The organism is Klebsiella oxytoca NBRC 105695, assembly GCF_001598695.1.
In the GTDB taxonomy this organism is placed as follows: Bacteria; Pseudomonadota; Gammaproteobacteria; order Enterobacterales; family Enterobacteriaceae; genus Klebsiella; species Klebsiella oxytoca.
Genome location: NZ_BCZK01000030.1, coordinates 1 through 11,104 on the forward strand (window position 1 = coordinate 1; position 11,104 = coordinate 11,104).

12 protein-coding genes are annotated in these 11,104 nt (G+C 54.4%); 4 read left to right on the plus strand and 8 right to left on the minus strand.

The annotated features are described in order from the left end of the window. Positions 1–191: 191 nt before the first annotated feature. Together KO1_RS26505 and KO1_RS27920 are read right to left on the minus strand one after the other, a co-directional pair. On the minus strand, positions 192–1,226 hold the full coding sequence (locus KO1_RS26505) for an AI-2E family transporter (RefSeq protein ID WP_004102517.1): 1,035 nt from the start codon (positions 1,224–1,226) through the stop codon (positions 192–194). A gap of 171 nt (positions 1,227–1,397) precedes the next feature. Further along, on the minus strand, positions 1,398–1,721 hold the full coding sequence (locus KO1_RS27920; protein ID WP_048257963.1) for a hypothetical protein: 324 nt from the start codon (positions 1,719–1,721) through the stop codon (positions 1,398–1,400). A 30-nt stretch (positions 1,722–1,751) separates the two neighbouring features. Here KO1_RS27920 and mdtJ point away from each other — a divergent pair, with 30 nt between their 5' ends. From mdtJ to KO1_RS26520, 3 genes are all read left to right on the plus strand, one after another. Next, positions 1,752–2,114 carry a multidrug/spermidine efflux SMR transporter subunit MdtJ gene (gene mdtJ, locus KO1_RS26510; RefSeq protein ID WP_004102515.1) on the plus strand — a complete coding sequence of 121 codons (363 nt, stop codon included), beginning with the start codon at positions 1,752–1,754 and terminating at the stop codon, positions 2,112–2,114. Continuing rightward, complete coding sequence (gene mdtI, locus KO1_RS26515) at positions 2,101–2,430, plus strand: multidrug/spermidine efflux SMR transporter subunit MdtI (RefSeq protein ID WP_004102507.1); 330 nt, start codon at positions 2,101–2,103, stop codon at positions 2,428–2,430. The genes mdtJ and mdtI overlap by 14 nt, the downstream gene beginning before the upstream one ends. Positions 2,431–2,536: 106 nt before the next feature. Next, entirely contained in the window at positions 2,537–4,693 is a 2,157-nt protein-coding gene (locus KO1_RS26520) for a putative bifunctional diguanylate cyclase/phosphodiesterase (protein ID WP_024274254.1), read from the plus strand. A 4-nt stretch (positions 4,694–4,697) separates the two neighbouring features. On the opposite strand, the gene KO1_RS26525 is transcribed toward KO1_RS26520, so the two are convergent. After that, positions 4,698–5,510 carry a trypsin-like serine peptidase gene (locus KO1_RS26525; protein WP_024274253.1) on the minus strand — a complete coding sequence of 271 codons (813 nt, stop codon included), beginning with the start codon at positions 5,508–5,510 and terminating at the stop codon, positions 4,698–4,700. Positions 5,511–6,068: 558 nt separating this feature from the next. Then, complete coding sequence (locus tag KO1_RS26530; RefSeq protein WP_017145779.1) at positions 6,069–7,010, minus strand: LysR substrate-binding domain-containing protein; 942 nt, start codon at positions 7,008–7,010, stop codon at positions 6,069–6,071. Between the two features lie 117 nt (positions 7,011–7,127). Here KO1_RS26530 and KO1_RS26535 point away from each other — a divergent pair, with 117 nt between their 5' ends. Further along, positions 7,128–7,736, plus strand: coding sequence for a LysE family translocator (locus KO1_RS26535; protein WP_004102499.1), 609 nt, complete (start codon positions 7,128–7,130; stop codon positions 7,734–7,736). Here KO1_RS26535 and ydgU read toward each other — a convergent pair. The 4 genes from ydgU to KO1_RS28630 all read right to left on the minus strand — a co-directional run. Beyond that, the gene (gene ydgU, locus KO1_RS29035) at positions 7,730–7,813 is read right to left on the minus strand and encodes a small membrane protein YdgU (protein WP_049250231.1); all 84 of its coding nucleotides are present in this window, start codon (positions 7,811–7,813) and stop codon (positions 7,730–7,732) included. The genes KO1_RS26535 and ydgU overlap by 7 nt on opposite strands. Positions 7,814–7,882: 69 nt before the next feature. Continuing rightward, positions 7,883–8,251, minus strand: a complete 369-nt coding sequence (gene asr / locus KO1_RS26540) for an acid resistance repetitive basic protein Asr (protein ID WP_004102497.1) — start codon at positions 8,249–8,251, stop codon at positions 7,883–7,885. A gap of 173 nt (positions 8,252–8,424) precedes the next feature. Then, entirely contained in the window at positions 8,425–9,912 is a 1,488-nt protein-coding gene (locus tag KO1_RS26545) for a carboxypeptidase M32 (protein WP_004102494.1), read from the minus strand. Between the two features lie 947 nt (positions 9,913–10,859). Further along, positions 10,860–11,104 (minus strand): hypothetical protein (locus KO1_RS28630; RefSeq protein WP_204370651.1); only part of this gene is annotated, 245 nt, incomplete at its 5' end.

Consider the following 11,104-nt stretch of genomic DNA (forward strand, 5'->3'; position numbering starts at 1 on the left):
TTCACAGCCGCTTGTAGGCCAGTAGCCCGACAGATGCGCCTGCATCGCCTCCGGGAAGTTTTGCCACTCCGCAGTCAGTCCCCCCGGGGCGGCGCAAAGCGCCTGCCCGGGCTACGGGTTCACAGCCGCTTGTAGGCCAGTAGCCCGACAGATGCGCAGCATCGCCTCCGGGAAAAGCGCGTGCAATGTCGTTAGTTTTTACTCAAATCACTCAGCAGAAAGGCAATACTCTGCCCGGCCACCGTCTGTTCGAGGGCGATTTTGACAATGATCGTCAGCGGTACCGAAAGCAGCATCCCTACCGGACCCAGCAGCCAGCCCCAGAAAATCAACGACAGGAAGACCACCAGCGTCGATAACCCCAGCCCGCGGCCCATAATGCGTGGTTCAAGGATGTTGCCGAACACCAGGTTAATCACCAGATAGCCCGCCAGGACCACCAGCGCTTCGTACAGACCGCCGAATACCAGCACCTGTAAAATCGGCGGGATCGCCGCGAGGACCGAGCCAATATTCGGAATATAGTTGAGAGCAAAAGCCAGCAGCCCCCACATAAAGGCAAAACGAACGTCCAGCAGCACCAGCATTCCCCAGACCACCAGTCCGGTCACCAGGCTGATGGCGGTTTTTAATACAAGGTAGTGGGAGACGCTATCCAGCGCCCGTTGAATCGCGCCCATGCCTTCCACCGGCCGCGACATCAGCTGCTGCAGCTTTGCCGGAAGCTGCGGGACCTCCAGCAGCATAAACACCACCGTCAGCAGCAGCAGGAAGATAGAGGACATGGCGTTTGAAAGCTGGGTAAGCAGACTGGTCACCAGCGTCATCACCGCGTTGGGGTCAATGTACTTATTAAGCTCTACCACCGAGACGGTAAAGCCGAAGCGCTGCAGCCAGGGCGCGATAGTCTGCATCGGTTCATAAAGATAATTGCGGTACTGCGGCAGCGTGCGCGCCAGTTCGTTAAGCGAGGTGCCCAGCGAGGCCAGTAGCACCACGGCCAGCAGGACAATGACGCCGACCAGCAGCGAAATAGCCAGTACCCGCGGCACCCGACAGCGCACCATGAGCTGAACCAGCGGGTTAATCACTACCGCCAGAAAGATCGCCAGAATAAAAGGGACGATAATATCCGCCGCGAAGCGAATACCAGTCAGGATGATCACCATCATGCCAAGCATGATGACAATTTTTAAGCCGTTAAGCGTAATGATGGGTTTGGCCATACCGCTCCCTGCGAGAGAAAAAATGGGGTCTTATATGCGTTTATTGTAGACGCTGGCAAAGACAGCGTCTCAACGCGTCGCGTTGGTTAAAATGAAAAGCGCGACCCATGAATAAATAATTGACGAAACGCTATCATAATGGCGAACACCCCAGTAAAAAGCTAATCCAAATCAAATATCCGAGGTAAAGAACTGCAAAGACTTTGAGTTAAATGTGGCGTTATGGTACAAATCTGCGTGTGTATAACTACAGAGGACAATTTTCATCCGCAAATGATGAGAAGCAATACCGCGGATAATTGTAATTTTATGGACAATCAGTTCAGGATGTATATTTCTTATCACCCTGCAGTATCCCTCTTCAACTCCCGCTTCCTCGGCGAGCAGCACTGGCGCTCGGCGCTTTAGTTTTCTTCTCTCTGCCTGAGCTGGCGCGCTGCGCACGGCTAAATTAACGTCAGAATTTTTCCGGTTTACTTCGCTGTAAGCCGTCATGGATTATATTCTCAAGCAGGAGAAGGAATCATGTTTTATTGGATTTTATTAGCTTTAGCTATCGTTGCTGAAATTACCGGCACTTTGTCGATGAAATGGGCAAGCGTAAGCGGCGGGCATACTGGTTTTATTTTAATGCTGGTTATGATCGCGCTTTCCTATATTTTTCTCGCGTTCGCGGTGAAAAAAATCGCCCTCGGCGTAGCCTACGCCCTGTGGGAAGGGATTGGGATTTTACTGATCACCATTTTTAGCGTCCTGTTGTTTGATGAGACGCTGTCGATGATAAAAATCGCCGGGCTGGTCACCCTGGTCGCCGGGATTGTCTTGATCAAATCCGGGACGCAGAAAGCGGTAAAACCAGGCAAGGAGAAAGCGCATGCAACAGTTTGAGTGGGTCCACGCCGCCTGGCTGGCGCTGGCGATTGCGCTGGAAATTATCGCCAACGTTTTTCTTAAGTTTTCCGACGGCTTTCGCCGTAAATTCTATGGCGTGATGTCGCTGGCTGCGGTGCTTGGCGCCTTTAGCGCGCTCTCGCAGGCGGTCAAGGGGATTGACCTGTCGGTAGCCTATGCGTTGTGGGGCGGTTTCGGTATCGCGGCGACCATTGCCGCCGGCTGGGTGCTGTTTGGCCAGCGTTTGAACCATAAAGGCTGGATCGGGGTGATCCTGCTGGTGGCCGGCATGGTGTTAATTAAACTTGCCTGATATGATGCCGCCTGCGAATGCGGGCGGCAAAATCTGCTCTCTGTATTACGCTTAAAAAATGAGCCTGTTCGGGCAATTTAGCCACCGGCCGTGATGAGGGCAGAACATGATTCACTTGCCAGGTTGGCGCAATATTCCCTCCGCCAGAACGCTTTCCATCATGATCTTTTTCGCCGGGATCGGCCTCATCGTGTCGGTGGTTTTTCTGCTCTATCTTTCCCAGCATCTGATTGGCCAGAAAGCGAACGAAATTGATAAGCATCGCTCCGTTTTATCGGTTAATGGCGCGGTGCAGACGTCGGTTAACCGCGTGCTGTCGCTGGTTCTGGATAATTCCGTCTGGGATGATGCCGTGAGTCAGACCTATGCCGGAAGGCTCGATCCGCAGTGGCTCTATAATTCCTGGGGTTCTGGTTTCAAGATTAACAATCTCTATGACGGTACTTTCGTACTCGATCAGCACTACCGCGTACTGTGGGGATCGTTTCGCAGCCAGCCTTTCCCCGGGCAGGATACGCAGTTTCTCGGCAGCGGCTTCCACGCGCTTATTTCGCAGCATGCCGCCGCGCTGCGCAGCGGTAAAAGCGCCTGGGCTGGCATTACCCGCACCCGCGCCGGTATTGCTTTTATCGGCATCGGCCTGATCCGTCCGACGGTCGGACGCCTGCAGGTGTTTGATGATACCCGCCGCTATCTGGTGATTACCCGCCATATCAACCCGCAAATGCTTGAACGTCTAGGCGATACGTTCCAGATTCGCAATCTGCACGTCACCCAGACCGGTGGCGAATACAGCATTCCGCTACGTACCCAGGCTGGGGAAACCGTGGGCTACCTGAGCTGGCAGCCCGGCCTGCCCGGCGCCGAAGCGTCGCGGGCGGCATCGAACAGCATTCGGCTGATTGCAGCGGTGGCGGCAGGGCTGATCCTGCTGTTTATCCTGTTCAGCTGCCTCGGGCTGTACAAACTGGCGCGTGGCGAAAGCGTGGCGCGTCATACCGCCATGACCGACTGGCTGAGCCGCCTGCCTAACCGGCGGGCGCTGATCGAACGGCTTAATCAGGTTTGTGAAAATTCGCGCTATCAGACGCAAAGCGTGGTGTTTATCGATCTCGACGGCTTTAAGGACGTTAATGATAACTACGGTCACGACGTCGGCGATGCGCTGATCCTGCATATTGCGAAGGCGCTGCGGGAGCGGGTTCCCCCGGAAGGGATGCTGGCGCGGATGGGGGGCGACGAGTTCGCAATGACGATAAGCGGCGCAGAGGCGGCCAATCAGGCTTCGGTCTTTGCCCGCGCGGTGCTGGAACTGTTAAACGCACCGATTATCCTGAGCGGACGCAAAATCTATATCAGCGCCAGTATCGGTATTGCCAGCGGCGTGCCGGCAAGCTGCTCCAGCACGGAGCTTTTTCGTCGCGCCGATATTGCCATGTACCACTCTAAAAAGACTGGCAAAGGGCGTACCACCTGGTATGACGACGCGCTCAGCGACGCGCGGCAGTATCAGCTCAATATCGAGAATGGCATTCGTCAGGGACTGGAGAACGAAGAGTTCGATGTCTGGTATCAGCCGATCGTCAACGCTGATACGCTGGTGATGGAAGGTGTGGAAGCGCTGCTGCGCTGGCCGCGACGCCCGCAGGGGGCGCTGCCGCCGGATGCGTTTATCGGTATCGCCGAAAGCAGCGGCCTGATATACGCCCTCGGTCAATTTGTCCTGCATCGCGCCTGCAGCGATCTGCAGCCGTTAGGCGATCTGCTTCTGTCGGTAAATATCTCCCCGGCGCAGTTCCGCGACCCGGAGTTCGAGTCGCGGGTGGTCCAGGTGCTGGGACGCTGCCATTTTCCGGCCCGTCGCCTTCAACTTGAGGTTACCGAGAGCTATGTTCTGGAGAATCCCGACCGCGCGAGAACGGCGATTAAAAATTTAAAATCGCTGGGTATCGCGGTAGCGCTCGACGATTTTGGTACCGGCTACTCCAGCATCGGCTACTTACGCAGCTTCAGCTTCGACAGCCTCAAGATCGATAAATCGCTGGCCGGATTGGTGGATGTTGATACCCAGGCCGCAGAGCTGGTGCGCGGTACCGTGAGAATTGCCGGGGCGCTGGACATCACGGTGGTGGCGGAAGGCGTAGAGAATCAAAAACAGCTGGCGCTGCTGCGGCGGGCGGGATGCGACAGATTGCAGGGCTACTATTTTAGCGAACCGATGCCCGTCACGTCGTTACTGCAGCTGCGCCAGCAGCAGGGCTGATCGTTTACTGGGCGGCCAGCGCTTCCAGCTTATCGCGAAAACCGGTCACCGAGATGGCGCGGTTATCCGCTCGCCAGCGATCTTTTGGTCCAGGCGCCGAGCTTTGAACCGCAATCACCTGCCAGCCATCATCAGTTTTCAGCAGCAGCGGCGAGCCGCTATCGCCCGGCAGCGTATCGCACTGATGGGAGAGCACCGATGCCTGCGCCCAGCCGGTGACCACGCAATCCTGATGGGTGTAGAGATTATCCAGATGATCTTCCGGATAGCCAGACTGAGTCACTTTCCGTTCGGCGGTTTTTAGCGCGGCGGTCAGATCGGCTTTGCTGCCGCTAAAAATCGGCACCGGCGTAATGCCGGAAGGAGCGTAGCGCAGCACGATAAGGCCAAAATCCCACGGCGCCGCGGCGCTGGGAACTATCCAGCCATCGCCGTCTGCCTTAAGCCGTTTGCCCAGTGACGGATCTACCCGACCTTCGATACCGTGAATTTCGTACACCCAGCCGCCTTTACGCGAGATAAAACGCAGCGCGACGGGTTTGTCTGGCTTACCTTTAGGTGGCGTAAGCAGACAGTGCCCGGCGGTGAGCGCCAGATTGGGGGAAATCAGCGTGGCGGTACAGAGATTACCGCTGGCGGTTTCCAGCTGCCCGATAGCATCCCAGGGATCGTCTGTGGGGTCGCTGACGGGTTTACGGTCGTCATGACCAAAAAACAGCGTCTTAATATCTTTCGCACTCATGCCATCATCATCGGCCTGCGCCAGCGCAGGGAAAAGACAGATCGAACACAGTAATAACAGTACGTCTCTACGCATATCACTCTCTGGGGAGATAATTATGTCTATTGAAAGTAGCAGCAGATTTAAGTTTATGAAAGTTAAGAACAATTTTAATTAAGCCAGACGGCGGGCTAATCCAGCCAAAAACGCGCCTTCATCACGGATCAATGGTGTTATTTCAAGATGTTAACGCTGTTTGGCCGCGGCGATATTTCCGCAGAAAAGGGCGGCGGAAGCAACATAAATCGTGTATCCGAACGTACATCAGATGAGGGAACATAACCTGATTTCTGCTTCAGCTTATTCTTAAGTCCATCCAGCAAAAAAAGCCGCTATTAGGTAAAATATGCAATTTCTTCACAGGAAAAACGCACTTCTTTACCTGCTTCTTACTTACTTTCAAAGCGAAACATTTTCTCACCGTAAACGTTGTTATTGCTACCCGCTTGTTGAGCAAACAGAGATGTTATCCCGGCGATGATATCTGCAATGTCTAACACCCGATGTACGGGAGGATTTATGTCTAAACAAGGTATTCGCGCATTAGTTTATGTTTCGGTCGTATCCGCGATGATCTGGGGCGCTACGGGTTATCTACTGGTTGCCGCGGTTCACGTTCTCTAATTCGGGCTCCTCTCCCCGGCGGAGAATATTATCGGGGAGCGGGCCGGGGATATGCTGATTTAAAAAGTGATGCAGTAAAGCGATGGGCTGTGGGCTGAGAGGGTTTTTCGGCCAGACAAAATAGTAGCCTTCGCCGGTAGTTACCGCCGTCGGGAAGGGTAAGGCCAGCAGCCCGGCGCGTATCGCGGGTAGATTAAGCAGCAGATCGCCAATGCTGACGCCGTGCCCGCTCATCGCCGCCATGGTACCTTGCTCAAGGGTATCAAAGACGATGCCCTGAGCAATATCCGGCGCAGGTCGCTCATAATGCTCGAGCCAGCGCCGCCAGTCACGGCGATCGGTGGACGGATGTATCAGCGTGCAGGCCGCTAAATCTTGCCTGGCCTGCTGCATCATCCCCGGTGCGCAAAGCGGGATTAACCATTCGGCAAAAAGCAGGCTGCAGCAGTTATTATTGCCAAAATTGCCATCTCCCAGGAGGATTGCGCAGTCGAATGGCTCCTGAGTAAAATCGACGCTGTCGCGATCCATCCACAGGCTGCTCATTTCCACTTCCGGTCGCTGGTGCTGCTGGCGAAACTGTTGCAGGACGTCCAATAGCCAGCGCATCGTAAGCGTTGACGGCGCCTTCAGCCGTAGCTTGCCTGCCTGACGACGCAGGGTCTGGCAGGCCCGGTCTATCGATGAAAAACTCTCATTCAGCGCCTTCGCCAGCTGATAGCCGGCATCGGTAAGCGTGACCTTTGGGCCATGGCGAACAAAAAGCCGGCATGCAAACCATGACTCCAGGGTGCTGACGTGGCGACTGACGGCGCCGGGCGTGACGTGCAGCGCCGCGGCGGCCTGACTAAACGAACCAAGCCGAGCGGCGGTTTCAAAAGCGCGCAGTGCGTAGAGCGGCGGCATAGACATTGGCAGAGATTTTCAATATTGAGTAAAACTCACATTCAAACTCACTATAAGTCGTTTTTCAACTCTGAAATCAGAGAGGAAGATAGGGTTTTAATTGGGAAATGGTGAGTTTAAATCATGAATATCTCTTTGCTGACGGCCTACTCTTTGACGGTACTGGCGCTTATTGCCACCCCGGGGCCGGTGGTGGTGTTAGTGACCGGCGCGGCGGCGCGGGAAGGCTTTGCCAGTGCGGTGCGCACGATGATTGGCGGGAATCTGGCTTCTTTAGTGCTGCTGGCCGCTGCTGCTGCGATGCTGAACGGCATAGTGGCGCTTGATCCACGCGCGCTAACGCTGATGGCGACGATCGGGTCGCTGTTTATTATTCGACTTGCGCTGGGGATGTTACGTGCAGAGCCGGTGACGCAGGATGCATTGAAAAAGCGTAGTGGGGTGATGGCAGGATTTGCGACCGCGTTAAGCAATCCCAAAGATATCCTGTTTTTTGCCGCGTTTTTTCCGCAGTTTATTTCTGTAACCGACAGCTTCGGTTTGAGCCTGGGGCTCCTGACGGCGGTATGGGTGATGATCGACTTAGGCGTGCTTACGCTCTATATTCTGGCGGTTCGTCGTTGGTTAACGGCGCGTTACGCCCAGCGATTAACAACGGTGTCGGCGTTTTTCCTGCTAATTCTGGCGCTTTACGGCCTGGGCTACAACCTCTGGCAGCTAAGTCTTCAGTAGAGGAAAAAACGGCTGGCGACCAGCGCGCAGATAATCAGCAGGATCAGGATGAGCTCAAAACGGTAGCGCCGCAGCATAGTGCTCTCCGGAAAAAAACGGCGCTGAAGCCAGCGCCGGTATTATATCAATCAATCTCACCCGGGAGATTAAGCAGCCGGTTGGGCAGCAGCTTTAGCGGTATGGTGCCCGGTGGTTTTGTGGTGCTTTTTCGCAGCCTGGGCTTTCTGAGCTACCGGTTTAGCGGCGGCCTTTTTGTGTTTTTTGGCGGCCTGAGCCTTCTGGGCGGCAGCCGGTTTAGCTTCTGCTTTCTTGTGCTTTTTAGCCGCCTGCGCTTTCTGCTCTGCAGCCGGTTTAACAGCGGCTTTATGGTGTTTCTTGTGATGGGTCGCTTTAGCGGTGGTGCTGTGAGTTGCAGCAGCCGGAGCCGGAGTGGCGGTGGTGGCGGCATCGGCAGCGAAAGCGACAGAAGACAGACCCATAGCAGCGGCAACGACCAGAGCTAATACTTTTTTCATTCTGATATCCTCGAAAAGGTTTCTTGTTTCAACCCCACTGCGGGGCCGTTGAAAGAACTATATGCTTGTCTTATCGAGGTTTCCGTGAGTGTTTGGTATCGGCGTGTAACCGTATGTACAACCTGCTCTCACCAGGGAAAATTGGGCGCCGGGAGCGGCCCGACGTCCGTAGCTTACAGATACCGCGAGGTGAGGTGCTGGCGGAAAAAGTCGCTGTTAAGGTCTTCCCCGGTCGCATGCTGTATCAGCTGCGAGGTGGTGAAACGGCTGCCGTGCTGCCAGATATTCTGCCGCAGCCAATCGAAGAGGGCGGTAAAGTTACCGTTGGCGATATCGCTTTCTAGCTGCGGTAGCGCCCGTCTGGCGGAAGCCATCAGCTGAGCGGCGTACATAGCGCCCAGCGTGTAGGACGGGAAGTAGCCAAAACCGCCATCGGTCCAGTGGATATCCTGCATACAGCCGTCCCGATAGTTGCCGGTAGTAGACAGTCCCAGCCAGTGCTGCATTTTTTCATCCCACAGCGCCGGAATATCATCAACCTCGATATCGCCATCAATCAACGCACGTTCAATTTCGTAGCGCAGAATGACGTGCGCCGGATAGCTCACCTCGTCGGCGTCGACGCGGATAAAGCCCGGTTTGACGCGTTGATTCCAGGCGATAAAGTTGTCGCGGCTAAAGGCCGGCTGCTCGCCAAAGTACCGGCGTACCGTTGGCAGCAGGTGTTGCAGAAAGGCTTCGCTGCGGCCGAGCTGCATTTCGAAAAACAGGCTTTGCGACTCGTGGATTGCGGTAGAGCGGGCGAGAGCGATGGGCTGATCGATCCAGTTACGCGGTAGATTTTGTTCGTAGCGTGCGTGACCGGTTTCATGAATCACGCCAAACAGCGCGCTGAGCAGATCGTTCTCGTTGTAGCGCGTGGTGATACGCACATCCTGGGGCACGCCGCCGCAGAAAGGGTGGGCGCTGATATCCAGCCGTCCGCCATCAAAATCAAAGCCCAGTACGCGCATCGCTTCCAGCCCCAGCTCGCGCTGGTCGGCAATCGGAAACGGCCCTTGAGGTTCGATGAGCGGCGTTTGCGCCTGCTTTTCAACCACTTTCTCCAGCAGCGTGGGAAGCCATGACTTGAGGTCAGCGAACAGCACGTCAAGACGCGCGCTGGTCATATCCGGTTCAAAAATATCCAGCAGCGCGTCATAGCGGGAGCAGTCTTTTGCCGCGGCGCGAATCTGCGCCTCTTCGCGGCTCAGCTTGACCACTTCCCGCAGGTTTTCAGCAAAGCCCTGCCAGTCGTTCGCCGGACGCTGGCTGCGCCAGGCGTGCTCGCAGCGGCTACCCGCCAGCGATTTCGCTTCCACCAGGCTTTCCGGCAGCAGCGCCGCCTGCTCGTACTGGCGGGTCATCTCGCGCAGGTTTGCCTGCTCAGCATCGTTCAGCTCTTCCTGAAGCGCATTGCGCAGCCATTCGCCCACTTTTTTATCGGTCAGAATCTGATGTTGCAAAACGCCAAGCTCAGCCAGCGCTTCGCCGCGTGCCGCGCTGCCGCCGGGCGGCATCATGGTGAACATGTCCCAGCCGGCGATGGCGGAGAGATGCGAAAAGCGGGAAAGGCGCTGAAAGGTCTTTACAAGTGACTGATACGGCGATCTTTTTTCCATATTGTCGGATCCTGTTGGCTGTGTTTGCATAGGTGAGAATGAGGAGTATTCCATCACAATTCCTTTACCTTTCCCACAATGAAAAACCGGGTCTATCTGGAAGAAGCCCGGCTTCACGTAATGACAGCAGCGGGCAGCCTTCATCCACTCGGTACGACAGCAGTAAACCGTTCAGATCGGCCTGCTGGTCGTTGACGTTGAAGAAAGAGATTGTAGGCCGTAATGACAAAATTTTGCATGAATGGGGGGTCAACGCTTACTTCTTAACAATGCTCAGTGGTTAGTCGGAATAAATAATCTCTGGCTGATAAAGGTGGTTATTATTTGCGAGTTTGATATGTATCCTAAATATCATTGCTTATAACGATATTAAAGTTCGGCATTAGACTGCTTCAATGTTCGTAAATTGCAAGGCGGATTTTATTACTCTTATTTTGACAACTATATTTTTCGTGTCACCGATAATATTCGTATCCGGTAAACATTGATTTAAATCAATCATAGTTAACTATTTATATATGAACTGGGCATTTATTCATAAAGTGGAGGTGTATTGCGGATGGTTTACTGGCAAAAGACCGTTAAAACTTATGTCAAACATCACACGCTAGGTTGGTTGACCGATTTTAATTCTTTGTTCTACAATGACTTTATATTGGAATGATGCTTTAAACGCATGTTTCCTAAGGGCTGGGATTACCGACATTTAACCTGGAGGCCAGTCTTACGGAGCTTAAACCTTCTGGCTGGCGATGCGTCATTTATTACGCAAGCTCAAATCCAGCCCACCTGATAACTCGACATTCAGAAAAGATCCTGAAAAGACCTAGCGATGTCTCAGGGATTATGCGGCAAAATAAACGCGATTGTTCCAACATTAGTGGCGTGCATTATTTTATGGATTCACCGGGAATATTCCTGTACCGGACCACTCCGACATCGCTGCTTTATTCGACGTAAAAATATCGGCTCTGTACATCCGCGAATGAGTGGGCCGGTAATACAGGCAATCCGCCAGTCAGACCTGATGCGCTTTGGTAAGTGAACAGCGACGGGCGGTAGCGTGCCCGCAAACGATAAAGAGAGATTCCTGTGAAAACCCCGCCATGCCGCAACGCCAACTTAATCCCGGCTGTACCTGTGCTGTAGAAGGAGTGCGCCAGACCCGGGCGTGCGGGCAAATCCTGCCCGG